Annotated in this window: 25 protein-coding genes; 15 read left to right on the top strand and 10 right to left on the bottom strand. The window is 52.1% G+C overall.

Annotated elements, in window-relative coordinates:
* Window positions 1-10: 10 nt before the first annotated feature.
* The 12 genes from bamA (at window position 11) to ABT58_RS18000 (ending at window position 15,376) form a co-directional block, all read left to right on the top strand.
* Window positions 11-2,416 carry an outer membrane protein assembly factor BamA gene (gene bamA, locus ABT58_RS18055; RefSeq protein ID WP_047875845.1) on the top strand — a complete coding sequence of 802 codons (2,406 nt, stop codon included), beginning with the start codon at window positions 11-13 and terminating at the stop codon, window positions 2,414-2,416.
* A gap of 19 nt (window positions 2,417-2,435) precedes the next feature.
* Window positions 2,436-2,945 carry an OmpH family outer membrane protein gene (locus tag ABT58_RS18050; protein ID WP_047875844.1) on the top strand — a complete coding sequence of 170 codons (510 nt, stop codon included), beginning with the start codon at window positions 2,436-2,438 and terminating at the stop codon, window positions 2,943-2,945.
* A 214-nt stretch (window positions 2,946-3,159) separates the two neighbouring features.
* On the top strand, window positions 3,160-4,188 hold the full coding sequence (gene lpxD, locus ABT58_RS18045) for a UDP-3-O-(3-hydroxymyristoyl)glucosamine N-acyltransferase (protein ID WP_047875843.1): 1,029 nt from the start codon (window positions 3,160-3,162) through the stop codon (window positions 4,186-4,188).
* A 96-nt stretch (window positions 4,189-4,284) separates the two neighbouring features.
* Window positions 4,285-4,737 (top strand): 3-hydroxyacyl-ACP dehydratase FabZ, encoded by a 453-nt coding sequence (fabZ, locus tag ABT58_RS18040; protein WP_047875842.1) that lies wholly within the window; start codon window positions 4,285-4,287, stop codon window positions 4,735-4,737.
* The gene (lpxA, locus tag ABT58_RS18035; RefSeq protein WP_047875841.1) at window positions 4,737-5,525 is read left to right on the top strand and encodes an acyl-ACP--UDP-N-acetylglucosamine O-acyltransferase; all 789 of its coding nucleotides are present in this window, start codon (window positions 4,737-4,739) and stop codon (window positions 5,523-5,525) included. The genes fabZ and lpxA overlap by 1 nt, the downstream gene beginning before the upstream one ends.
* A gap of 1 nt (window position 5,526) precedes the next feature.
* Complete coding sequence (gene lpxB, locus ABT58_RS18030; RefSeq protein ID WP_047875840.1) at window positions 5,527-6,678, top strand: lipid-A-disaccharide synthase; 1,152 nt, start codon at window positions 5,527-5,529, stop codon at window positions 6,676-6,678.
* A gap of 89 nt (window positions 6,679-6,767) precedes the next feature.
* Window positions 6,768-7,373 carry a ribonuclease HII gene (gene rnhB, locus ABT58_RS18025; protein WP_047875839.1) on the top strand — a complete coding sequence of 202 codons (606 nt, stop codon included), beginning with the start codon at window positions 6,768-6,770 and terminating at the stop codon, window positions 7,371-7,373.
* Between the two features lie 140 nt (window positions 7,374-7,513).
* Entirely contained in the window at window positions 7,514-10,993 is a 3,480-nt protein-coding gene (gene dnaE, locus ABT58_RS18020) for a DNA polymerase III subunit alpha (RefSeq protein ID WP_047875838.1), read from the top strand.
* 56 nt (window positions 10,994-11,049) lie between these two features.
* Window positions 11,050-12,009 (top strand): acetyl-CoA carboxylase carboxyl transferase subunit alpha, encoded by a 960-nt coding sequence (gene accA / locus ABT58_RS18015; protein ID WP_047875837.1) that lies wholly within the window; start codon window positions 11,050-11,052, stop codon window positions 12,007-12,009.
* 151 nt (window positions 12,010-12,160) lie between these two features.
* Window positions 12,161-13,582, top strand: a complete 1,422-nt coding sequence (gene tilS / locus ABT58_RS18010) for a tRNA lysidine(34) synthetase TilS (RefSeq protein WP_082211152.1) — start codon at window positions 12,161-12,163, stop codon at window positions 13,580-13,582.
* Window positions 13,583-13,619: 37 nt separating this feature from the next.
* Window positions 13,620-13,931, top strand: coding sequence for a c-type cytochrome (locus tag ABT58_RS18005; protein ID WP_047875863.1), 312 nt, complete (start codon window positions 13,620-13,622; stop codon window positions 13,929-13,931).
* A 233-nt stretch (window positions 13,932-14,164) separates the two neighbouring features.
* Window positions 14,165-15,376: an aromatic amino acid transporter gene (locus ABT58_RS18000; RefSeq protein ID WP_047875836.1), complete on the top strand. Its 1,212-nt coding sequence runs from the start codon at window positions 14,165-14,167 to the stop codon at window positions 15,374-15,376.
* A 123-nt stretch (window positions 15,377-15,499) separates the two neighbouring features.
* Here ABT58_RS18000 and ABT58_RS17995 read toward each other — a convergent pair whose 3' ends face one another.
* From ABT58_RS17995 to tsaA, 6 genes are all read right to left on the bottom strand, one after another.
* Window positions 15,500-15,688, bottom strand: a complete 189-nt coding sequence (locus ABT58_RS17995) for a DUF4250 domain-containing protein (RefSeq protein WP_047875835.1) — start codon at window positions 15,686-15,688, stop codon at window positions 15,500-15,502.
* A complete protein-coding gene (locus tag ABT58_RS17990) occupies window positions 15,688-15,894 on the bottom strand; it encodes a YaeP family protein (protein WP_047875834.1) in 207 nt (68 codons plus the stop codon). The genes ABT58_RS17995 and ABT58_RS17990 overlap by 1 nt, the downstream gene beginning before the upstream one ends.
* 142 nt (window positions 15,895-16,036) lie before the next feature.
* Window positions 16,037-16,894 (bottom strand): GGDEF domain-containing protein, encoded by an 858-nt coding sequence (locus tag ABT58_RS17985; protein WP_047875833.1) that lies wholly within the window; start codon window positions 16,892-16,894, stop codon window positions 16,037-16,039.
* Window positions 16,895-16,970: 76 nt separating this feature from the next.
* Window positions 16,971-18,113, bottom strand: coding sequence for a patatin-like phospholipase family protein (locus ABT58_RS17980; RefSeq protein WP_107205104.1), 1,143 nt, complete (start codon window positions 18,111-18,113; stop codon window positions 16,971-16,973).
* 115 nt (window positions 18,114-18,228) lie between these two features.
* On the bottom strand, window positions 18,229-19,944 hold the full coding sequence (locus tag ABT58_RS17975) for a proline--tRNA ligase (protein WP_047875831.1): 1,716 nt from the start codon (window positions 19,942-19,944) through the stop codon (window positions 18,229-18,231).
* Window positions 19,945-20,118: 174 nt separating this feature from the next.
* On the bottom strand, window positions 20,119-20,808 hold the full coding sequence (gene tsaA / locus ABT58_RS17970; RefSeq protein WP_047875830.1) for a tRNA (N6-threonylcarbamoyladenosine(37)-N6)-methyltransferase TrmO: 690 nt from the start codon (window positions 20,806-20,808) through the stop codon (window positions 20,119-20,121).
* A gap of 176 nt (window positions 20,809-20,984) precedes the next feature.
* On the opposite strand from tsaA, the gene ABT58_RS17965 reads away from it, so the two are divergent.
* Complete coding sequence (locus ABT58_RS17965; RefSeq protein ID WP_047875829.1) at window positions 20,985-21,254, top strand: type B 50S ribosomal protein L31; 270 nt, start codon at window positions 20,985-20,987, stop codon at window positions 21,252-21,254.
* Window positions 21,251-21,376, top strand: a complete 126-nt coding sequence (gene ykgO, locus ABT58_RS17960; protein WP_047875828.1) for a type B 50S ribosomal protein L36 — start codon at window positions 21,251-21,253, stop codon at window positions 21,374-21,376. Before ABT58_RS17965 ends, ykgO begins: the two co-directional genes overlap by 4 nt.
* 51 nt (window positions 21,377-21,427) lie before the next feature.
* Here ykgO and ABT58_RS17955 read toward each other — a convergent pair whose 3' ends face one another.
* Entirely contained in the window at window positions 21,428-22,093 is a 666-nt protein-coding gene (locus ABT58_RS17955) for a TetR/AcrR family transcriptional regulator (RefSeq protein ID WP_047875827.1), read from the bottom strand.
* A 198-nt stretch (window positions 22,094-22,291) separates the two neighbouring features.
* On the opposite strand from ABT58_RS17955, the gene ABT58_RS17950 reads away from it, so the two are divergent.
* Window positions 22,292-22,747, top strand: coding sequence for a cupin domain-containing protein (locus tag ABT58_RS17950; protein WP_047875826.1), 456 nt, complete (start codon window positions 22,292-22,294; stop codon window positions 22,745-22,747).
* Window positions 22,748-22,854: 107 nt separating this feature from the next.
* Here ABT58_RS17950 and ABT58_RS17945 read toward each other — a convergent pair whose 3' ends face one another.
* The 3 genes from ABT58_RS17945 to metN form a co-directional block, all read right to left on the bottom strand.
* Window positions 22,855-23,670 carry a MetQ/NlpA family lipoprotein gene (locus tag ABT58_RS17945; protein ID WP_047875825.1) on the bottom strand — a complete coding sequence of 272 codons (816 nt, stop codon included), beginning with the start codon at window positions 23,668-23,670 and terminating at the stop codon, window positions 22,855-22,857.
* A 103-nt stretch (window positions 23,671-23,773) separates the two neighbouring features.
* Complete coding sequence (locus ABT58_RS17940; protein WP_047875824.1) at window positions 23,774-24,460, bottom strand: methionine ABC transporter permease; 687 nt, start codon at window positions 24,458-24,460, stop codon at window positions 23,774-23,776.
* Window positions 24,450-25,484 (bottom strand): methionine ABC transporter ATP-binding protein MetN, encoded by a 1,035-nt coding sequence (metN, locus tag ABT58_RS17935; RefSeq protein ID WP_047875823.1) that lies wholly within the window; start codon window positions 25,482-25,484, stop codon window positions 24,450-24,452. Before metN ends, ABT58_RS17940 begins: the two co-directional genes overlap by 11 nt.
* Window positions 25,485-25,501 lie beyond the last annotated feature (17 nt).

The following is a 25,501-nucleotide window of genomic DNA, read 5'->3' as shown; positions in this document are numbered from 1 at the left end:
CAGAACAGTAATGGCGATGAAAAAACTGTTGGTCGCATCCCTGCTTTTCGGAAGCAGTGTTGCGCATAGTGCGGATCAATTTGTAGTGGAAGATATCCGCTTTGATGGCCTTCAGCGTGTGACGCTGGGGGCGGCATTGTTAAAAATGCCGGTCAGGGTGGGTGATACAATTGATGATCGCGATGTCTCCGAAATGATCCAGTCGTTGTTTGCCTCCGGCAACTTTGAAGACATCAAAGTCTACCGTGACGGTAACACCTTGGTTGTTGCGGTACAGGAACGCCCGACGATTGCCAGCATTACCTTTTCTGGTAACAAGGCTATCAAGGAAGAGCAGCTCAAAGAAAACCTCGATGCCTCACGCATTCGCGTGGGTGAATCCCTCGATCGTACGACCCTGAGTAAAATCGAAAAAGGGTTGGAAGATTTCTACTACAGCGTCGGTAAATACAACGCATCTGTACAGGCGGTGGTGACCCCATTGCCTCGTAACCGTGCAGACCTGAAGTTCGTGTTTACTGAAGGCGTATCGGCTGAAATCGAGCAGATCAACTTTGTCGGTAACACCGTATTTACGGACGAAGAGTTGCTGGATAAGTTCAACCTGCAAGATGACTTGCCGTGGTGGAACTTCTTTGGTGAGCGTAAGTACCAGAAGCAGGTGCTGGCTGGTGACTTGGAAACCCTGCGTTCAATGTATTTGAACAACGGTTACCTGAAGTACCGTCTGGACGCGACACAGGTCGCGATCTCGCCGGACAAGAAAGGCGTGTACATCACCCTGAAAATCAACGAAGGCGAACAGTACAACGTTGAGAAAGTGCAGCTACGCGGCAACTTGTTGGGCAAAGATACCGAGCTGGAAAGCCTGGTGACCATCAAGTCTGGCGACGTGTACAACGGCGCGCAGGTGACGGCACTGGAAGAAGCTCTGAAGCGTAAGCTGGGCGAGCTGGGTTATGCGTACCCGCAAGTGAACACCCTGCCAGACTTTGACGACGAGAATCAGGAAGTAACCCTGATCGTGAACGTTGAGCCGGGCAAGCGTATTTACGTGCGTGATATTTCGTTCTCCGGTAACACCTCCACCAAAGATGAAGTGTTGCGCCGTGAAATGCGTCAGATGGAAGGCAGCTGGCTGAACTCTCGCATGGTTGAGCGCGGTAAAGAGCGTTTGAACCGTACCGGCTTCTTTGAAACGGTGGACGTACAAACAGTGCGTGTGCCGGGCAGCGATGATCAGGTTGATCTGAAATACACCGTGAAAGAAGCCAACGCCGGTAACATCAACTTTGGTGTCGGCTACGGTACCGAATCAGGCATCAGCTTCCAGGCGGGTATCCAGCAGGATAACTTCTTGGGTACCGGTAACCGTTTCGGCATCAATGCCATGGTGAACGATTACCAGAAGAACCTGAGCTTGGAATACCGTGATCCATACTTCACGCTCGACGGTATCAGTCTGGGCGGGAAGGTGTACTACAACGAGTTTGAAGCCTCTGATGCAAACATCTCGGACTACACCAACCAAAGCTATGGTGCGAGCCTGACATGGGGCTTCCCGTTTGATGAACTGAACTTCTTCGAATTTGGTTTGGGTTACGATCACAACAAGATCTCGAACACCCAAGAGTACTACCAGATCGAGAAATTCAAGGCGATCCACGGCTTTAACCGTGGCGACAATGCCATCGAGCTGGATGACTTCAACTGGTCGATTTCGTGGACCCGAAACAACTTGAACCGTGGTTACTTCCCAACGGCGGGTAACCATCAGCGTGCCTCGTTCCGCATGACGATCCCGGGCTCTGATGCTCAGTTCTTCAAAGCGCAATACGATGTGCGTCAGTACATTCCGATCACCGAGCAGCAGGATTACACCTTGTTGCTGCGTGGCCGCTTAGGCTACGGTAACGGTTATGGTACAACCGATAACGGCAGCGATCAGTTGCTACCGTTTTACGAGAACTACTATGCCGGTGGTTTCTCTACTCTGCGTGGTTTCCGTTCTAACACCGTGGGTCCAAAAGCGGTGTACCTGGATTACACCAATGGCGGTAACAACCCAGAGTTGATCGGTACGGATGATGCGGCCGGTGGTAACGCCGTGGCCTTGGCAAGTATGGAACTGATTGTACCTACGCCATTTGCATCGGAAGAATACCGTAACCAAATTCGTACCAGCTTCTTTGTGGATGCCGGTACCGTGTGGGATACAGAATATGATTTGAGTGAGTCGGACGGTAAATACCTTCACGATTATTCTGATCCTTCTTTGATTCGAGCGTCTTATGGTGCCGCGTTACAGTGGATGTCACCAATGGGGCCGTTAGTATTCTCGGTGGCGAAGCCAATCAAGAAATACGAAGGCGATGATGAAGAATTCTTTACCTTCACCATTGGTCGAACATTCTAAAAAATTTAAGGAGATACCTTTGAAACAGTGGATTAAAGCGGCCGGTCTTGGCCTAATGATTGTGACATCATCTATGTACGCGCAAGCGGCTGAAGCGGCGCAGAAAGTGGGTTATGTGGCAACGGGTCAAGCGATGCAGCAATTGGCGCAGCGCTACAACGTGGCTGAGAAGCTACGTAAAGAGTTTAAAGATCGCATCGACGAATTGCGTGGCATTGAAAGCCGCATGAAAACCAAAGTCGATAAGATGAAGCGTGACGGCGAGCTAATGAGCGCGAGCGATCGTACCAAGCTACAGCGTGAAATGGCCGCACTGGAATCAGACTATAAACTGAAAGCGAAAGCCCTTCAGGAAGATCAGCGTCGTCGTGGTGCAGAAGAAGAGCAGAAGTTAGTGAAGAAAATCCGTACTGCGATTCAGGAAGTATCAAAGCGTGAAGGCTATGATCTGGTTGTGGATGCGAACGCCGTACTATACGCAAATCCAAAAGACGATCTATCGTCTAAAGTGATTTCTGCGGTGAAATAAGGCGTCAGCGCCTTTCTCATTGAGAAACACAAAAGAGAAGTCGAAAGGATGGGGGGGACTTTGGTAAACTCCATACTTTCGACTTGTTTTATATTGGTGTCCGGTAAATTTGACTGGTCTTACCAAGCGGAATGAGATTCGGCCAACGTGGATCACATTGCCGGTTGGTAGGCAATAGGCCGCACTAACAGAAGAATAGATAAAAAGGTGAATAATGGCTGCGATTACTCTTGCTGAACTGGCAGATAAATTGGGTGCAGAGCTACGTGGTGACGGCTCTGTGGAAGTCCACTCTCTAGCTGGTACCGCGAAAGCGGGAGAAGGACAAATCACCTTCCTATCCGACAGTAAGTACCGCAAGATGCTGGCAGAATGTAAAGCCTCTGCCGTGATGCTACGCGCGGGCGATGCAGAATACTTCGCCGGTAATGCGTTGATCGTGAATGACCCTTACGTGTGCTACGCACGCGTGGCACAGTTGCTGGATAGCACGCCAGCGGCGGCCAGCGATATTGCGCCGTCTGCGTTTATCGATCCTACCGCTGTGTTGGGTCAGAACGTGTCAATTGGCCACAATGCCGTGATTGAAGCGGGTGTGCGTCTGGGCGACAACGTGCAAATTGGCGCGGGCTGTTTCATCGGTAAAAACGCAGAGATTGGTGCGAACACCAAACTGTGGGCAAACGTGACCATCTACCACAACGTGGTGCTGGGTGAGCAGTGTCTGGTTCAGTCAAGCACGGTGATTGGTGCTGACGGTTTTGGTTACGCGAACGAGAAAGGCGAGTGGGTGAAGATCCCGCAGCTGGGTACCGTACGCATTGGTAACCGTGTGGAAATCGGCGCGTGTACCACCATTGACCGTGGTGCGCTGGATGACACCATCATTGAAGATAATGTGATTATCGACAACCAGATGCAAATCGCGCACAACGTGCAGATCGGATATGGTACAGCGATGGCGGGTGGTACAATTGTTGCTGGTAGTACTAAGATCGGTAAATACTGCATCATCGGCGGTGCGTCGGTACTGAACGGCCACATCGAAATTGCTGATGGCGTGACCATCACCGGTATGGGCATGGTAATGCGTAGTATTGAAGAGAAAGGTATGTTCTCTTCAGGTATTCCATTGCAGCCAAACCGTGAGTGGCGTAAGACCGCAGCCCGCGTGATGAAGATTGATGAGATGAACAAACGTCTCAAAGCCGTTGAAAAACAACTGACCGAGAAAGGCGAATAATCGCGCCTTTGTGGCAAGCGGCCCCCGCGTGAGAGGCCGCTTTGCGTGTTGCTTGCACACGCCCTTTTCCCTATTTGACTAGACAGGAATTCAGTTTTGACTAGCGAAAATAAAACGCTGAATATCACCGAGATTCAAGAGCTTCTTCCTCACCGTTACCCGTTCCTGATGATTGATCGCGTAACCCATTATGAAGAAGGCAAAACCCTGACGGCGATTAAAAACGTGTCGGTCAACGAACCGCAATTCACTGGCCATTTCCCTAAAATGCCCGTGTTCCCAGGCGTAATGATCCTTGAAGCGATGGCACAGGCAACGGGCCTGTTGGCATTCAAAACATTTGGTGCGCCGGCGGAAAATGAGCTTTACTACTTTGCAAGTATCGACAACGCAAAATTCCGCAAGCCAGTTGGCCCGGGTGATCAGATGATCATCGAAGTGGAATTCCTCAAAGAGCGCCGTGGCATTGCGATGTTTAACGGTGTAGCAAAAGTGGACGACCAAGTGGTGTGTTCTGCTGAGCTGAAATGTGCAAGACGAGAATTCTAATGATCCACGAAACTGCGCAAATCCACCCGTCAGCGGTGATTGAAGACGGTGTAGTGATCGGTGCTAACACCACTGTTGGTCCGTTTACTTACATCGCAAAAGATGTCGTGATCGGCGAAGGCAACGAAATCATGTCCCACGTTGTGATCAAAGGTCCAACGACCATGGGTAATGAGAACCGTGTATTTGCTTACGCGATCATCGGTGAAGAGTGTCAGGACAAGAAATACAACGGTGAACCGACTCGCCTAGAAATCGGCGATCGCAACGTGATCCGTGAAAGTGTTCAGATCCACCGTGGTACGGTACAAGACAAAGGCGTGACCATTGTCGGTAACGACAACCTGCTGTGTGTGAACGCGCACGTGGCACACGACGTGGTGATCGGTAACCACACTCACATTGGCAATAACTCGATTCTGGGTGGCCATGTGACCGTGGGCGATTACGCCGGCGTGATGGCACTGTCTGCCATTCACCCGTTCTGTACCGTTGGTGCTTATAGCTACATCGGTGGTTGTTCGGCGGTGGTACAAGACGTACCGCCTTACGTACTGGCACAAGGTAACCACGCGTCACCGTTTGGCCTGAACCTGGTTGGCCTGCAGCGTAACGGTTTTGAAAAGCCGGAACTGCATGCCCTGCGTCGCGCTTACAAAGAGCTGTACCGCTCGGGTAAAACGCTGGCAGAAGTGAAGCCGGTACTGGCTGAGATGGCTGAAGAGTGGCCGTCAGTGGGTCGCTTCCTGGATGCGATTAACAACTCAGAACGCGGAATCATTCGCTAATATGACGAAGCCACTTCGTATAGGAATTGTCGCCGGGGAGATCTCCGGCGATATTTTAGGTGCCGGTTTTATGCAAGCCGTGCGTGCGCAGTATCCGGATGCGGAGTTTGTCGGCATTGCCGGCCCGCGCATGCAGGCCGAAGGCTGTGAAACCTTGTTTGACATGGAAGAGTTGGCGGTGATGGGGATTGTGGAAGTCCTGGGCCGTTTGCCTCGCCTGTTCAAGGTGAAAGCCGAGCTGGTCAAATATTTCACGGACAACCCGCCGGATGTGTTTGTCGGCATTGATGCGCCGGACTTCAACTTGCGCCTGGAGCGTGATTTGAAAGATGCCGGGATCAAAACCGTGCATTACGTCAGCCCGTCAGTGTGGGCATGGCGTCAGAAACGCATCTTCAAAATTGAAGCGGCGACCAATCTGGTCTTGGCCTTTCTGCCGTTTGAAAAAGCCTTCTACGACAAATTCAATGTCCCGTGTGAGTTCATCGGCCATACCATGGCAGATGCGATCCCGCTGGAAACCGATCAGCACGCCGCGCAGCAACTGCTGGGTCTAGACAGCAGCAAACGCTGGCTGGCCGTGCTGCCGGGCAGTCGGGGTGGCGAGATGGAGTTATTGGCTCCGCCATTCATTGAGACCTGCCGCTTGTTGAAACAGCAACACCCGGATTTGGGTTTTGTGGTGGCCTTGGTGAACCAAAAGCGCCGCACCCAGTTTGAGCAAGCGTGGCAGGCAACAGCCCCTGAGCTGGACTTCGTGTTGGTGGATGACACGGCGCGCAATGTGATGATTGCCTCCGATGCGGTCTTGCTGGCGTCAGGCACCGTTGCACTGGAATGTATGCTGGTGAAGCGTCCGATGGTGGTGGGTTATAAAGTCAAACCGCTGACCGCGTGGCTGGCCAAGCGCATGCTGAAAACCAAATACGTGTCACTGGCCAATATTTTGGCCGACCGTGAATTGGTGCCAGAATTGCTGCAAGAAGACTGCACCCCAGAGAATCTGGCCCGTGAAGTGAACCGCTTCTTGGCGCCGGAGTACCAAGCGGACAATCAGGCATTAATGGCTGAGTTCACCCGTTTGCACCAATTGATCAAATGCGATGCGGATAAAAAAGCCGCCCAAGCTGTGCTGACCCTGATTGGTAAATAAAGGGCGGTAAGTAAGCCGCGAGCTCCACATATCGCATCGTGGCGGTCAGAACCGGCCGCCACTCTCTCAATCTGTAAGTAGATAAAACGATGGCAACAGAATTTCCCCCGTTTGAATACCCGGTTGCGTCTTGCATTGCAGGCGTCGACGAAGTCGGTCGTGGCCCGTTGGTGGGCGCGGTCGTGACCGCCGCAGTGATTTTGGATCCGAACAACCCGATTGAAGGGCTGACCGATTCCAAGAAGCTGAGTGAAAAAAAACGCAACCTGCTGTTTGATGAAATCAAAGAGAAGGCATTGGCGTGGTCACTGGGCCGTTGTGAGCCAGAAGAAATTGATGAGCTGAACATTTTGCAGGCAACCATGGTGGCGATGCAGCGTGCGGTTGCCGGTTTGTCGATTCAGCCGGATTTCGTGCTGGTGGATGGCAACAAGATCCCGGCATTGCCAATGGCCGCACAAGCGGTGGTGAAGGGCGATTTGCGCGTGGCAGAGATCAGTGCCGCGTCCATTTTGGCCAAAGTGACCCGCGACCGTGAAATGGATGAGCTGGATGCCCAGTATCCACAGTACGGTTTTGCCAAGCACAAAGGCTACCCGACCAAGGCACATTTTGAGGCGTTAGAAGCCCACGGTGCGATTGAGCAACACCGCAAGAGCTTTAAGCCGGTGAAGCGCATTTTGGGACTGGACTAACGGTCGTCAGCATCCTTTGCGCCGTGACACACTTTGTCGCACAGCAAATACCCTATTGAAGGTGATTACAGTCAACAGCGAGAGTGCTTTGGGCTATAATCACCTTCTTTGTTTTACCCACACATAGAAACTGGTTAGTCATGGCTGATCCTCGCTTTATTCATCTACGTGTCCACAGTGACTTCTCAATGGTCGATGGCCTTTCCAAGGTCGGCCCACTGGTTAAAACCGTGGCGGGCATGGGCATGCCTGCAATGGCACTGACCGATTTCACTAACCTTTGTGGTTTGGTGAAGTTTTACTATGCGGCGCACGGCGCAGGCATGAAACCTATCATTGGTGCCGACTTCAAAGTGATGTCGGAAGAGATGGGGGATGAGTTGTGGGATCTGACCGTACTGGCAGCCGATAACGAAGGCTACCAGAACCTGACCATGTTGATCTCCAAAGCCTACCAGCGTGGCCATGTACAGCATATGCCTGTGATGGACAAAGCGTGGCTGGTGGAGCATGCCAAAGGCTTGATTTTGCTCTCTGGGGGCAAAACCGGTGATGTCGGCAAAGCCTTGCTTAAAGGCAACCAGCAGATGGTCGACAAATGTGTGGCGTTTTATCAAACCTATTTCCCGGATGCCTATTATCTGGAGCTGGTACGTACCGGCCGTCCGGATGAAGAAGCTTACCTGCACTTTGCCATCGAATTGGCTGAGAATGCGGATTTGCCGGTTGTGGCCACCAATGATGTGCGCTTTTTGACGTCCGATCAATTTGATGCCCACGAAATCCGCGTGTCTATCCATGACGGTTACACCCTGGTTGATCCTAACCGCCCGAAACTGTACAGCAATCAACAGTATCTGCGCAGCGAAGAAGAAATGTGTGCCTTGTTTGCCGACATTCCTGAAGCGCTGGAAAACAGTGTGGAAATCGCCAAACGTTGTAACGTGACGGTGCGTTTGGGGGAATACTTCCTGCCTAACTTCCCGACTGGTGACATGAGCATCGAAGACTTCCTGGTAGAGAAGTCCAAAGAAGGTCTGGAACGTCGTCTGGCGTTTTTGTTCCCGGATGAAGCGGTGCGCGCAGAGCGCCGTCCGGAATACGACGAGCGTCTGGATGTCGAGCTGAAAGTGATCAACCAGATGGGCTTCCCGGGTTACTTCCTGATCGTGATGGAGTTCATCCAGTGGTCGAAAGATAACGGGGTACCGGTAGGACCGGGCCGAGGGTCGGGTGCCGGTTCATTGGTGGCTTATGCCTTGGACATCACCGATCTGGATCCGCTGGAATTTGACCTGCTGTTCGAACGATTCCTGAACCCTGAACGTGTCTCCATGCCCGATTTCGATATCGACTTCTGTATGGATAAGCGTGATCAGGTTATCGATCACGTGGCGGAAATGTACGGCCGTGATGCGGTATCACAGATCATCACGTTCGGTACCATGGCGGCGAAAGCGGTAATTCGCGACGTAGGCCGTGTACTGGGTCACCCATATGGTTTCGTTGACCGTATTTCCAAACTGATCCCGGCAGAGCCTGGGATGACGCTGGCGAAAGCCTTTGAGGCTGAGCCACAGTTACCGCAGATGTATGACTCTGATGAAGAGGTCAAAGATCTGATCGACATGTGTCGTATTCTGGAAGGGGTGACCCGTAACGCCGGTAAACACGCCGGTGGTGTGGTGATCTCGCCAACCACGATCACCGATTTTGCGCCGCTGTACTGTGATGCCGAGGGCGGCAACCCGGTCACCCAGTTCGATAAAAACGACGTGGAAACTGCCGGTCTGGTGAAGTTCGACTTCTTGGGTCTGCGTACCCTGACCATCATCGACTGGGCGTTAGGGATGATTAACCCTCGCTTGGAAGCGGAAGGGAAGGAGCCGGTGAACATTGCGGCCATCCCAATGGCGGACGCCAAGTCCTTTGCCATGCTGCAACGTTCAGAATCGACGGCGGTATTCCAGCTCGAATCACGCGGCATGAAAGATCTGATCAAGCGTCTGCAGCCGGACTGTTTCGAAGACATGATCGCACTGGTGGCCCTGTTCCGTCCGGGCCCGCTTCAGTCAGGCATGGTAGATAACTTCATCGACCGTAAGCACGGCCGTGAAGAGATCTCTTACCCGGATGCGACGTGGCAGCACGAGTCGTTGAAAGAGATCCTCGATCCGACCTATGGCATCATCCTGTATCAGGAACAGGTTATGCAGATCGCACAGGTACTGTCCGGTTACACCTTGGGTGGTGCCGACATGTTGCGTCGTGCGATGGGTAAGAAAAAGCCGGAAGAAATGGCCAAGCAGCGTGCCACCTTTGAAGAGGGTGCGGTGAACAATGGCGTTGATGGCGAGTTGGCGATGAAAATCTTCGACTTGGTGGAAAAGTTTGCGGGCTACGGCTTTAACAAATCCCACTCCGCTGCCTACGCACTGGTGTCTTACCAAACGCTGTGGTTAAAAGCGCACTATCCGGCAGAATTCATGGCAGCGGTAATGACCGCCGATATGGATAACACCGACAAGATCATCGGTCTGGTGGATGAGTGTCTGCGCATGAAGCTGACCTTGTTGCCGCCGGATGTGAACAAAGGCCTGTACCGCTTTAACGTGGACGATAACGGCGCGATTGTGTACGGTATCGGCGCGGTGAAAGGGGTCGGTGAAGGCCCGATCGAGAACATCATTGCGGCGCGCGAAAAAGGCGGCCACTTTAAAGACTTGTTCGATTTCTGTGCCCGAATTGACACCAAAAAAGTCAATAAACGCGTACTGGAAAAATTAATCAAAGCCGGCGCGATGGACCGATTAGGCCCGAACCGTGCGGCGATGATGGCGACGCTGGACGATGCGATCCGCGCTGCCAGCCAGCACCATCAGGCGGAAGCCTTTGGTCAGACCGACATGTTCGGGGTACTGACGGATGCGCCGGAAGAGGTAGAACACAAGTACGCCAATATCCCGGAATGGCCAGAGAAAGTCTGGCTGGAAGGGGAGCGCGAGACGCTGGGTCTGTACCTGACGGGCCACCCGATCAACGCTTATGTGTCAGAGCTGAAGCACTACACCACGTGGCGTTTGAAGGATGCGCACCCGACAGGGCGTGACAAAGTGGTGAGTGTGGCGGGCCTGGTGATTGCCGCCCGTGTGATGACCACCAAGCGCGGAACCCGCATTGGCCTGTTGACCCTGGATGACCGTTCTGGTCGAATGGAGGTCATGCTGTATTCTGAAGCACTGGATCGCTACCTGGATCTGATTGAAAAAGATAGAATTGTGGTAGTGACCGGACAGGTCAGCTTTGATGATTTCAATGGGGGCCTTAAAATGTCCGCCAGAGAAGTGCTAGATATCTCTGATGCGCGTGAAAAGCACCTGCGAGGGTTGGCGATTTCCGTGACAGAAGAACAGATCGATCAACAGTTTTTTGAACGTTTCAGCCGTGTGCTGGAACCGCACCGTGCAGGTACTGTACCTGTTCACGTGTATTATCAGCGCTCGAACGCACGTGCCAAATTGACCCTCGGGACAGAATGGCGTGTCACCCCTGCGGATCAACTCATCTCAGATCTCAAAATATTACTGGGTGAGAAGCAGGTCGAGCTTGAGTTTAATTAAGTAAGCCCATAGTTATTGCTGACATGAATGATTATGAGCAAAAGGATTGAAGTGGTATGAGCCTGAACTTCCTTGAGTTTGAACAGCCGATTGCAGAGCTGGAAGCCAAAATTGAAGCATTGCGTGATGTATCTAGCCGTGATGATTCTGAATCGGTTGATTTACATAAAGAAATTGAGCAACTTGAAAAGAAGAGCCTAGAGCTAACCAAAAAAATCTTTAACGATTTAGGTGCTTGGCAGGTTGCCCAACTGGCGCGTCATCCACAGCGTCCGTACGTGCTGGATTACATCGAACATATGTTTACAGAGTTTGATGAATTGGCTGGCGACCGTGCTTTTGCTGATGACAAGGCACTGGTTGGCGGTATCGCGCGTCTGGATGGTCGTCCTGTGATGGTGATCGGTCACCAAAAAGGCCGTGAGACCAAAGAAAAAGTATTGCGTAACTTCGGCATGCCTAAGCCGGAAGGTTACCGCAAAGCCCTGCGTCTGATGAAAATGGCAGAGCGTTTCCAGATGCCAATCATCACGTTTATCGATACCGCCGGTGCTTACCCGGGTGTGGGCGCGGAAGAGCGTGGTCAGTCTGAAGCGATCGCGGCTAACCTAAAAGCGATGGCTGGCCTGACAGTGCCGGTGATTTGTAACGTGGTGGGCGAAGGCGGCTCAGGCGGTGCATTGGCGATCGGTGTGGGTGACTGTGTGAACATGCTGCAGTACTCCACTTACTCGGTGATTTCACCAGAAGGGTGTGCGTCTATCCTATGGCGTGACTCGGATAAAGCCCCACAGGCAGCAGAAGCCATGGGTATGACGGCTGAGCGTCTGAAAGAATTGTCGCTGATCGACAACATCGTAGAAGAACCATTGGGTGGTGCACACCGCGATGTGGCGACGATGTCAGCCTCATTGAAGCAGCAGATCCTGACCACGTTGGCGGATTTGGATCAGATGGACAGCGAAGCGCTATTGGCGCGTCGTTACGAGCGTCTGATGAGCTACGGCTACTGTTGATAGCCAGCAGATGAACACCAAAAGGTCAGCCACGGCTGGCCTTTTTTGTGCCTGTTGTTTCGCGGTAACAACAATCACGGCGCTGTGGGTGAGATACGGCTTTTGATATACTGCTCCTCTCTTCGTTTGTTTGCCTGTCGGATGGCCTGCCATGTTGTACCCCCAGTTAGATTCTGTCCTGCGTGCTTATTCTCCCTCTCGCTTTGTGCTTGCCTTCAGTGGCGGTATGGACTCGCGTGTGCTGTTGCATTTACTGGCGCGATACCAACAAGCGCATCCTGAGGTGACGTGTCAGGCGGTGCATGTGCATCATGGACTGAGTGCCAATGCCGATACGTGGGCGGCGCAATGTGAAGCCTGGGCGAAAGAGGCCGGTATGGCTTGTGTGGTGGAGCATGTCACATTGCCGACAGGCTCTGGTGAGAGCATCGAACAACTGGCGCGAGATGCCCGTTATCAGGCGCTGAATAAGCATGTCGATGCGAATACGGTGCTGCTGACCGCCCAGCATGCTGATGATCAGCTGGAAACGTTTTTGCTCGCCTTAAAGCGCGGCAGTGGCCCGGCAGGGTTATCCGCCATGCCAGCACAAATGGCCTTCGGTGAAGGGCTGCATTGCCGTCCGTTACTGGGTGTGTCACGGACAGAGATCGAACAGTATGCTCATGCTCATCAACTGGAGTGGGTCGAGGATGAGAGTAATCAGGATGAGCGTTACGATCGCAATTTTCTGCGCCATCAGGTGACGCCCTTGCTGACCGCCCGTTGGCCGGGGATCCGCAAAGCGGTTGCTCGCAGCGCCAGTTTGTGTGCCGAGCAAGAGCGTTTATTGGAAGACTTACTGGCCGCGCAATTGGCGCAGGCGGTGCAGCCGGATGGCAGCTTGGCCGTGACGGCATTGGGCAGTGAGCGACAAGCCAAAGCCCTGATCCGGTTATGGTTGGCGCAGCAAGATCTGGTGATGCCGTCGCAGGCACAATTACAGCAAATGTGGGACAGTGTGGTGAATGCCAAGGTCGATGCCAACCCGCAATTGTGTTGGCATCACTATACGTTGCGCCGTTTTCAGCAGCGCTTGTACGTGGTGCAACCCCATGCATCGATTGATCATGTGGTGCTGACATGTACGGTCGATACGCCGTGTGTGTTGCCGAGTGGGTTAGGCACGTTGTGTCTGCAACGTCTTTCTGTACACCCGCAAACTGTACAACCGCAAAATCCGAAAGTGCAGGATTTGGAATTACCGGCATCGTCCGTCGTCGGTCGACTACGATTACCCCATGAAACCGAGCCTGTTACCATCCGTTTTGCCGCGCCGGCCGGCGTGGAAGTGTGTCCGGTGGGCCGGGTCGGTAAACGCAAGCTGAAGAAACTGTATCAGGAATACGGTGTGCCGAGCTGGCAACGTCGTCGTTTGCCGCTGATTTTTTACGGTGATCAGTTGGTCGCCGTGGCAGGATTATTTGTGGTGCAGGCATTTGCGGGTGAGGCTTATGACGATGCGGGTGGTGGTGGTAGCCATGTCTGTGACATTGTTTGGTCTCCGCGCGATCAGGCATGTGTTGATGAATGACAAGAACACGGGAAATAAAAAAGAGAACGAGGATACAATGAAAACACGTTTAACTTGTGCACTATTGATGACCATGATGGTTTCTCCTGCCATGGCCGCCGGTGATGCTGAAGCCGGAAAAGCCAAATCCATGATCTGTGCGTCATGCCACGGGGTGGAGGGGATCTCGGCCATTCCGGGTTACCCGCATCTGAAAGGTCAGGATGCGCAGTACCTGATCAACGCGTTAAAAGCGTATAAGAATAAAGAGCGTACCGGCGGCATGGCACAAGTGATGCAGCCGATGGCAATGATGCTCAACGATCAGGATATGGCTAATCTCGCGGCGTACTATTCACAACTGAAGTAATACATCGCTGAAGTAGCACTGCTGAAATAACAGACGCATTGAGAGAAGCGACATCAGGCACAGGATCGGTAAAAGGATCCTGTGCCTTTTTTTATGTGGCGCATTTTTCTCTCATAACAGGAAATACTGCCCCTCGCGATTTTCGATAAAAAGATAATCTTCAGTTGCTTAAATAATCGGAACATATTATTGTACTAGCACACTGATACATTTAGCGTTGTTTAGGAGTCGTTATGAGTAAACCGTCCACCCTTGGAGGGGCATGTATTATCGCTAGCGTGTGCGTCGGCGCCGGTATGTTAGGGTTGCCAAGTGCAGGAGCCGGTGCGTGGACAGTGTGGAGCGTGGTCGCCATTTCCGTCACCATGATCATGATGACCTTGTCGGGCTGGTTATTGCTTGAAGCGCTCAAACATTACGACTTCAAATCCTCATTCAATACCGTTGCCAAAGACGTATTGAGTAAAAAAGTAAACTTCATCAATAACCTGTCGTTGTATTTTGTGGGGGGCATTTTGCTTTATGCCTACATCTCAACGTCAGGAGACATTTTCAGCGGCATGTTGGGCGTGAGCAGTGAGTTGGCATCCGTCTTGTTTGTGGCGTTGTGCTCGGCGTTTGTCTTGCACTCGACCCGCGCGGTTGACCGTATCTCCATTGTGCTCATTTTGTTTATGATCATCAGTTTTGCTTTGGGGATTTCCGGTTTGGCGTCGCAGATCAGCGTACCGACCTTGTTCTCAGTGAGTGATGCCGATACCTCGTACTCCGCCTATGCATTGGCCTTGTTGCCTGTTGCGCTGACCTCGTTTGGTTATCACCATTCAGTGAGTACCATGCGTGATTACTACCAAGATGAGCAGCGAGCGAAAAAAGCCATTCTTGCTGGTACCGCGATTGCACTGACGTTCTATCTGGTGTGGGTGATCTGTATTTTTGGTAACTTGCCGCGTGAAGCCTTTGGTCCGGTTGTATCTGCGGGTGGGGGTGTGGATGCATTGTTGTCAGCACTGACCAACGGCATTGACTCGACCAGCATTAAGCAAGCACTGAATATTTTCTCGATTGCGGCGGTTGTCTCTTCGTTCATCGGTGTGGGTCTGGGCGTGTTTGATTACTTAGCGGATTTCTTTGGCTTTGAAGATACCCGTACCGGTCGTCTGAAAACGTGGGCGGTGACTTTCTTGCCACCCTTGGTGTTCTCGTTGATTGCGCCGTTTGGTTTTGTGACCGCGATTGGTCTGGCTGGGGCTGCTGCGACGATTTGGGCGTGTATCATCCCTGCGATGTTGGCAAAAGCGCTGCGTCAGCGTGTACCGGCGCAAGAGGGCTTTGTGGTACCGGGGGGCAGTCTGACGATTAATGTGGTGATTACCTTTGGTGTGCTGACGGCAGCCTTCCACTTGCTGGCAATGGCGAATGTACTGCCGGTCTTTAAAGGTTAATCCTACGGGAAGGATAACCCACCGGTCACGTTTCATCAGTGCATAAAAAAACGGAAGCCTCGGCTTCCGTTTTTTGTGTGAGTAAGTTGCTGCGCTTGCTTGATGTATGTACGTCAATTCGACTTAGCGGAATTGTTTTGCATCCGGCAGGTAATCAAAGCCTGCCGCCGCCAATTTGGCAACCAGGGTATCTTTGTCGATGTCGTAGTATTTCACTAACGCATCCAGATCACCAAACTCATCACGGATCTTCATATTGACGATGCTCATCAGCATCACCGGATCCATCTTTTCAAAATTACTCAGGTTCATTAGGCGTCCTCGTGATCGCTCATTAGCAGGTTAGCCGCTGCAAAGGCCGCACGCTCACGGGTGTCTTTCGGTAAGTTCTCATCGCTGGCAATGAAATCGAGCGTTTTCACCGCACAGTGAATGGCATTGGGAATGTAACCCAACTCACCGCCACCAATTTGTGCGTAAGTCATACGGATCAGTTCGCAGCATTCATAAACTTTCATCGGTTTTCTTCCTTAAACAGTGATTTCATCAGTATCTGTCGCGAGCGCGTTAAGACGCTGATGAAATGACTGTTTCGCTGCACATCACTTATGTGTCAGGCCGATATAGGCACTATACCAGAGGTCAAGCGTGAGGGGGAAATCACTTATTGCGTTTGTGTTGGTAGAGGTGGCGGTCAGCGCGGTCAACCAGGGTGGTCACGGTGTCACCGTGCAGATGGTTCGCATAGCCACAGGAGCAGCCGATCTGCAGGGTTTGCAACGTTGCATCGGCCTGCATCAGTTGCTGAATACGGCGGATCACATGTTGGGCAGAATCATCACTGGCCGGTTGCAAGAGTACAGCAAATTCATCGCCCCCAATGCGGTAGCAGCGATCAGAGGCGCGCACGGCTTTTTTCAATAGGGTAGAGAAGTGACGGATCACTTTATCGCCATCCGGGTGTCCGAAGCGATCGTTGACCTGTTTGAAGTTATCCAAGTCAAACATCACCAGTGATAATCCCACCTGACGGCGTTCACTCATGGCCAAGGCGTGGTGGAGATCTTGCTCAAACCGGCCACGGTTACCGAGGCCTGACAGATAATCGCGCAGTGCCATGTGTTTTACGCGGCGGTATTCCAGTGCGTTGATCAGCGGGCCGGCAAACAAACGGTGGTAGGTGTGCAGCAGGTTCACTTCATCGCGATCTAACGGATACGGGGTGTGGTATTGCAGTTTGCCCAATTCTTGCTGGTTGTAGCGCAGCAGGAACGCCTGGCGATAATCGCTGGCAGTGCCTCGGCGCACGAGCGTGGCTGTTTCATCCTGCTCCCAGATCAAACGGCAGATATCGATTTGTTTTTCAATTTCACGCGCAAGGATTTCAAACAGCAGGTGTAGATCGAGCTTGCCTTGCAGTTTTTGCAGGATCAGCAGGCGCTGATCAGCCCCAAGCGGTTTGGTTCTTGGTTTGCAATTTTGTGCTGTATTTTCAGAGATCTGGGTTTGAGATTTCATACGAGCGTCAAAAAATTGTTAGGAGCGTCACTATATGGAATTGTGTCGACATTTCAATAGTTAACGAATAAATATATCAATAGGGTGATGATTTGTTTAAAAAAGTGCGAAGCTCGGCCTCTTTTTCTTGGGTATCTTCATAGCCCATTTGTATCAGGGCTTGGATATAGGCCGGCTCAAACAGCAAGTAGCTGGTGATGGCGGCGTCATTTTTTGGACTGATCCCAATCAGCCGCATTAAGGCACGGGTGGTGGGCGGCAGATGGCTATAGAACTGCTGTGCCAGCGGTTCAAAGGATTGGCTGGGAGAGAGGTGGATATGGTCGATTTGACGCATGCCATTGTGGCGGGAAGTGGGATTGGGATGGCGTGCTAATTCTCCGAGTAAGGCATTGGTGCGTGACAGGTTTTCTAAATCGGCGGCCAGCGTGTCACTGAAAATGGTGTCCATCAGGTGGCCGCCCAGTGTCGCCAGCCCCGGTGCCTGGCGGTGATCGGGCTCACTGTCTTGCTGATTGATGAGGTCGATGATCAGAATGCGGTCAGCCCCCATTTTCAATGACGGGCGCAGCGGAGCCAGTTGGTGAATGGAGCCATCGCCGTAATAGCTTTGTCCTAATCGTGTCGCCGGGAACACCAGTGGAATGGCGGCGGACGCCAGCAGGTGGTCGGTCCCGATCAGGGTACGACGGCCTTTAGATTTGGCTCTGTCCCATTCAGGGATGGACGGATGGCCTTGAAAAAAACTGACGGAATGCCCGCTTTTGTAGCTGGAAGCGGTGATCGCAATGCCGTGTAAATGGCCCGCTGCAATTTGTTTTTCTAATCGCGGGTAGTTGTTGACCTGATTGAGCAACTGACGCAAAGGGCGGTTGTTGAGCAGGCCAAAAGGCGGCCGTTCATGGTGTGTGGCCTGAAAGCGGGCAAAGCCTTGTTTGGCCAGATACCCCGTTGTGCCTAAGGCGCTGGTGGTAAAAATGCGGCGGCTGTGCAGGCGTGACCATAGCCACTCCAACTTTTTGATCCCTAAGCGAAAACACGATGCATAACTGGCCAGTGAAATGGCATTGATGGCCCCGGCGGAGGTCCCGCTGTAGATGGTGAAAGGGCTGTGATGGACACGCGGATACCACTCGGCAATGGCTTTGAGGGCTCCGACCTGATAGGCCGCCCGTGCGCCACCCCCGGTTAACAGTAAACTGATCTTGGGCGATGACATCCCTATTCGCCCTCCCTGCGTCATGGTTTATTGTCTTCTTTTAACTATATATGAAAATAACACCATAAAAAAAGCCTCCGCGAGGGAGGCTTTTTACAATCAGTGTGTGAGCAAATTAAGCAAGTTGTGCTTTGATGTGCTCAACGATGTCTGCCATAGCAACCGGTGTTTTCTCACCGCTGCGACGGTTCTTGTACTCGAAGTGACCTTCGTCCATGCTACGATCGCCGATCACGATAGTGTGCGGAATACCGATCAGTTCCATGTCAGAGAACATCACACCTGGACGCTCTTTACGGTCATCGAATAGTACTTCGATACCCATTGCAGTCAGTTCAGCGTATAGCTTCTCAGCCGCTTCCTGAACGCGCTCAGACTTGTGCATGTTCATTGGGACGATAGCTACCTGGAACGGTGCCAGTGCGTCAGGCCAGATGATACCGTATTTGTCGTGGTTCTGTTCGATCGCAGACGCAACAACACGGGATACACCGATACCGTAACAACCCATCTCTAGGATAGAGTTCTTACCGTTTGCATCCAGTACGCTACAGTTCATCGCTTCAGAGTAAACGGTGCCTAGCTGGAAGATGTGACCCACTTCGATACCACGTTTTAGGAGTAGCGTACCTTTACCACATGGGCTCGCGTCGCCTTCTACTACGTTACGTAGGTCAGCCACTTGACCAAGTTCTACGTCACGACCCCAGTTGATGCCGAAGTAGTGTTTGCCGTCGATGTTAGCGCCCGCGCCGAAGTCGCTCATTACCGCGACAGTGCGGTCAACGATGAATGGCAGTTCAAGACCCACAGGGCCTAGAGAACCCGCGCCTGCACCGATTAGCTCGCGCATTTCTTCTTCCGTCGCCATCTCTAGTGGAGAAGCCACTTCTGCTAGGTTTTCTGCTTTGATTTCGTTTAGCTCGTGGTCACCACGGATGATTAGCGCAACGATAGGTGCGTCGATTTCATCAGAAGCTTTAACGAATAGCGTCTTAACCGTTTTCTCGATTGGCAGACCGTGTTGTTCAACCAATTCCGCGATAGTTTTCGCGTTTGGTGTATCAACCAGCGTCATCTCTTGTGTTGGCGCTGCACGCTCAACCGCAGGCGCGACTGCTTCTGCTTTTTCGATGTTTGCTGCGTAATCAGATTCTGTAGAGAATGCGATCAAATCTTCGCCGCTTTCAGCCAGAACGTGGAACTCTTGTGAGCCGTTACCACCGATCGCGCCTGAGTCAGCCAATACTGGACGGTACTCAAGGCCCATACGGTCAAACGCTTTACAGTAAGCATCGTGCATTTGCTGGTAAGATTTCTCTAGACCGGCTTTGTCGATGTCGAAGCTGTAAGCATCCATCATGCAGAATTCACGTGCACGCATGACGCCGAAACGTGGACGACGCTCATCACGGAATTTAGTCTGGATCTGGTACAGGTTCAGAGGAAGCTGCTTGTAAGAGCTCACTTCGTTACGAACCAATGAAGTGATCACTTCTTCTGCCGTTGGGCTCAGTACGAATGGACGTACGTGACGGTCAGTGAAGCGAAGCAATTCGGGGCCCATCTTTTCAGAGCGACCAGTCTCTTCCCATAGTTCAAACGGCTGAACAACGGGCATCAGAGTTTCGATTGCACCTGCATTGTCGATCTCTTGACGAACGATGTTTTCGACTTTACGCAACACACGTAGACCAGTAGGCAGCCAGGTGTAAAGACCTGAAGCCAGCTTACGGATCATACCTGCACGTAGCATGAGCTGATGGCTCACTACTTCTGCGTCGTTTGGAGTCTCCTTCAGAGTAGAAAGAAGATAATTACTGGTACGCATTGATGGTATCCGTTGGTTGATAGAGAAATAGGGAAAGGGGGATTACCCCTTCGCCGCCGTAGCCAAATTGATGGCTCAGCAATAAGGGCTATGCCGTGGCGGCCCTTTAGTTTACCAGCCAAATTGCCTTTCGCCAAAGGGAACAGACAGCGGCTGGCTGCTTTTTTATGCCGCTTAGCGCAGCGCCAGAACGGTCACCCCGTCCTCGCCGACGGTGAAACGCACGTTGTAGTCAAACAGGTGGACGGCGTACTCCTTGTCATCGGTCTTGCCTTTTTTATAGGCCGGACGAGGATCTTGTGCCAGCACTTCAGTGATCACCGCGCGCTGACGGCCGATTTGTTTGCCGTCAAACTGGCGCTCGGCCTGCTCGGTAAAGTGAACCGATAAGGTCTCGGGCTCTTCGCTGGCAAAGCCGCCTTGCGCCTGTGGCAGGCTGTCGGAATAGGGGATGTAGGGTTTGATATCGATGATTGGCGTGCCATCGACCAAATCGACGCCACCCAGTTCAATGATGACGTTGCCGTCTTGCTGGCGTACGCCGATCAACTCGACCGCTGACATACCAATGCCGTTCGGACGGAAAGTGGCACGGCTGGCAAAGACACCAATGCGCTCGTTGCCGCCTAAGCGCGGTGGACGCACGGTTGGACGCCAACCTGCTTCCAGATTCTGATCAAACAAAAACAGCAGCCATAAGTGACTGAATTGTTCAATGCCTCGTACGGCTTCCAGCGCGTTTGCATCCCCTTGTAAGACGATTTCGGAGCGAGCACTCGGCACCAGTCCTGGCTGACGGGGAACGGCAAATTTTTCTTTGTACGGGGAGCGGATCACCCCAATCGGTTCAATCTGATACGGCATGGTTTCTGGCTCAAAACAGGGTTGCGCTGACCTTACCATAAAAATAGTGCTTGATCTTTATTGAGAATAGTTATCAAATGTTATGTTATAACATATCTTAAGTTGATCGTGTCGGTTGGTGTTGATGCCGATGTCGACATCAATGGTTGAGAGAGTACGAGAAAGAGGAGAAGACGATGAAAGCAGGTATTCATCCCCATTATCGAAAAGTGGTGTTTCATGACACCAGTGTGGATCAGTACTTCGTGGTGGGGTCGACGTTAGATACCGACCGTACCATTGTGTGGGAAGACGGACAGACCTATCCGTATTTCACCTTGGATGTGTCCTCGGCGTCACACCCGTTCTATACCGGTAAACAGCGCGTGGTGCGCAGTGAAGGCCGTATGGCTAACTTTAACCGTCGTTTTGGTCAGTTTGGCCGTCAATCTGGAGAGAAAGAATGAAAGTCGTCAGTTCGTTAAAAAGTGCGAAGCAGCGTCACCGTGATTGCCAGATCGTAAAACGCCGTGGCCGCTTGTATGTGATCTGCAAGTCTAACCCTCGCTTCAAAGCAGTACAGAAATAAGGTGTTGCCGAGCATAAGCAACGGTATTTGCAGACTGACCACCGGATGTGGTCAGTCATGCGTTGTCAGCGTGGATGCGTGATGCTGACAGGCAGCGGTCAGTTGATGGACTAAGGCCGGATCCGTGAGCGTTCGTGCAATTACCACTCCCCCAATCATCATCGCGGCTAAGGCCAACGCATCGGCTGAGGCGGCGTTGTCTTTTTGCTCCTCCTTAGGCTGTCGTGCTTCCCGCTGTTCAATAGCGTTTGGCTGATCATCTTTTTGTTGCGCACAGCTTTGCTCGCCGTCGTGATTGGCCATGTGTGCCTCTAATAGGGCCACCATGCCTTTGAACACTTGGGTGTAGCAGTGCTGGATCGTGGGGTTTTGTGTGGTGACATCAGTGGCGAATGCGGCGAGCGGGCAGGGGGAAATCGTCTGCTCGATGTGCGGGGGGGAGAGGTAAGTGGCCACAATGTCGTTCAACGTTAAAGACGTGGTGGTTGATTGTAACTGTGTGGCGATTGGGCTGTGGGTAATGGCTTCGGAGACGGCGGTCTGGTAGATCGCCATTTTCGAGTCGAAGTGGCTGTAGAACGCACCGTGGGTGAGTTGGGCGTGTTTCATCACATCGGTGATGGCGACCCGATGAAAGCCGTGTTGAGCAAAAAGGGTGATGGCACTGCGGACGATTTTTTCGCGTGTCTGCTGTTTGCGGGTCGATGGCCAAGGCATGTTGTCTCCAGAATATTATCTTGAACATATAGTCAGGCAGTTTACGCTGTTTCATATCAAGGGTGCTGACGGTTCAATGGTTTAGCTCGTGATTGCGAGGGAGACCACCGCTTGGTGTACCGCCTTGATGTATCGCTTTGATGGATTGGGGTGATACGCACGCACTGCATGAAAGATGTTAATTCAGGAGGAATGACAATGAGCCAATTACAGACAATAGCCCGTGGTGATAATTATACCGCAGTATCGACCAATGGACTGGCAGGGATCCGCGATTTTACGTTTCAGCATGATGTGCTGCCGGTGGATGTTGAAGGCAAGGTATTTGTCAGCGAGGCGTTGAATATGACGGGCGGCATCCTGTCTTTGAATACGTTGCCACCGAAACAGTCAATGCCGTTTCACCATCGGCATATGGAACATGAAGAGATTTACCTGATCATACAAGGGCAGGGAGAATTCATGATTGATGAGTCGCGGTTTGAGGTGTCAGCGGGATCGGTGATACGGGTTGCGCCACAAGCGGTACGTTGCTGGCGGAATGTGGCCGATGCGCCATTGCATTATGCGGTCTTTCAGGTCAAACAAGGTGAGGCGGTCAACGCGGGCACAATTGAAGACGGTCGAGGCGTGAATAAACCTATTGCATGGTAGTTGAATGGTAGTTGCATGGTAGTCGTATTGGCCATTGAGTGTGGCAAAAAGAGGCAAAGGCTGGCAAATGCCAGCCTTTGTTATAACGGGGGATATCCAGCGGGTGATTACCAGCCTTTCACTACACCGCCCTGGAAGATTTCCTGTGCTGCGTTGTAGACCGCATCCGATTGGTATGCCTTGATGAACGTCTGCACGTTTTGCGCATTCACGTTGTCTTCACGCGCCACAATCAGGTTTACGTATGGTGACTCTTTGTCTTCCACGAAGATACCGTCACGCTCTGGCGTCAGGTTGATGCTGCTGGCGTAGGTATTGTTGATGATTGCAAGCTGTACATCATCCAGTGAACGTGGCAGTTGCGCCGCTTCCAGCTCCACAATCTTCAGATCTTTCGGGTTTTCCACGATATCCAGTACCGTCGCAGTCAGGCCTACGCCGTCTTTCAGTTTCAACAGTCCTTTTTGTTGTAGCAACAGCAGTGAACGGCCCAGGTTCGTTGGGTCATTCGGCACCGCGATCTGGTCGCCGGCTTTTAGCTCATCCACACTTTTGATTTTGCTGGAGTAAGCGGCAATCGGGTACACAAAGGTGTTACCGGCAATGGCAAATTTGTAGCCACGATCTTTGATCTGCTGATCAAGGTAAGGTTTGTGCTGGAAGGCGTTGGCATCAATCGAACCTTCTTCCAGTGCCGCATTCGGTGATACGTAGTCGGTGAAAGACACTAACTCCACATCCAGGCCGTATTTGTCCTTGGCTTCTTTGGCTGCGATTTCAGCCACTTGCTCTTCGGCGCCCGCCATGACCCCAATTTTCACTTTGTTATTGTCAACAGTGGTTTCTTTTTCGCCACAACCGGTCAGGGCAAGGGCAGAGGCAAGACCTGCAACGACAAAAAGATGTTTTAAATTAAACGCCATGATACTTCTCCTTAAACTGGGGTTTTCCGTAATACTAGATGTTGTGTTTGATGCGTATGTTTGAATCTTGTGTTTTCTCGTCAATGAGTACTGCCGTTATCCCTTAACGGTGGTCTAGTCGCTTGACCCAGTAATCACCGAGAGATTGAATCGCTTGTACTAAGATGACCAGCATGATGACGGTGATCAGCATCACTGTGCCGTCAAAGCGTTGGTAACCATAGCGAATACCGACATCGCCCAGACCACCGCCGCCGACGGTACCGGCCATGGCAGAGTAGCTCACCAAGGTAACCAAGGTGATGGTCACGGCATTGACAATGCCTGGTAGGGCTTCAGGTAGCAGCACTTTGCGAATGATCTGGCCCGGTGTCGCGCCCATCGCTTGCGCCGCTTCCACCAAACCGCTTGGTACTTCCAACAGGGCGCCTTCGACCAGACGGGCAATGAACGGGATAGCCCCGACCGTCAGAGGCACAATTGCCGCTGCCGTGCCGATAGAGCTGCCGACCACAAAGCGGGTAAAAGGAATGATCGCAACCAGCAGAATAATGAACGGAATGGAGCGACCGATGTTAGTGATCACGCTTAAGATGCGGTTCACGTTACGGTTGGCCAGCAAGCCGTTTTCTTTGGTCAGGTGCAGGGCGACCCCGACCGGGATCCCAATCAGAAAACCGATGATACCGGACGCCAAAACCATCACCAGGGTCTGCCCCAGTGCATCAATCAAAAGTTGGATCAGACGTTCGTTCTGCGTCCACCATGTCGTTAATGAATCAAGCCACATACCCTAATACCTCCACATTCACTTTGTGATCGCGCAGGAAGGCAATGGCCTGCTCTGCCGCGTGCTCCGTGCCGAGTAATTCGGCTAACAGCAAGCCAAATTTTACCCCGCCGGCATAATCCATATCAGCGCTTAAGATGCTGATGTCGATATCAAACTCGCGGGCGACCTGAGAGATCAGGGGCGCATCCACAGAATCGCCGGTAAATTCCAAGCGAACCAGTGGGTACGTATTGGCTTCACGGGTGGTGACCATACGCTGGTGGTAGTCTTCCGGAATGGACAAATCTAACGTTGAGCGAATGAATTCACGGGCCAGAGCGGTTTTCGGATGGGCAAAAATTTCACCGACCGGGCCTTTCTCTACCAGCTCACCGCCGCCAATGATGGCTACTTCAGAGCAGATGCTTTTCACCACATCCATTTCGTGGGTGATCAGCAAAATAGTCAGATTGAGCTGGCGGTTGATTTCTTTTAGCAGATCCAAAATAGCGTGGGTGGTGGCCGGATCCAATGCGCTGGTGGCTTCGTCACACAGCAGGACTTTCGGATCAGACGCCAGTGCTCGGGCAATTGCCACACGCTGTTTTTGGCCGCCACTTAAATTAGCCGGATAGGTGTCGTGCTTTTCGGCCAAACCCACCAGATTCAGCAAATCGGTCACTTTGGTTTTGATGGTGGCTTTATCGGTACCCGCCAATTCAAGCGGCAGGGCGACGTTGTCAAACACGGTACGGGAAGAGAGGAGGTTAAAATGTTGGAAGATCATCCCGATCTTACGGCGTGCTTGGGTTAAGTCGGTGCTGTTGAGCTGAGTGAGATCCGTGCCATCGACAATCACTTGGCCATCGGTGGGACGCTCAAGCAGGTTCACACAACGGATCAGGGTACTTTTACCCGCACCGGATGCGCCGATCACACCAAAAATGGTGCCTTGTGGGATCGTTAAATTGATATCCCGTAAAGCGTGTATCGCTTTGGTGCCCTGATAGAACACTTTATTGACTCGATTTATTTCTATCATCGTAATTCCTGCATCCT

This window comes from Photobacterium aphoticum, assembly GCF_001029435.1.
Lineage (GTDB): Bacteria > Pseudomonadota > Gammaproteobacteria > Enterobacterales > Vibrionaceae > Photobacterium > Photobacterium aphoticum.
This window is presented reverse-complemented; position numbering and strand designations above follow the sequence as displayed.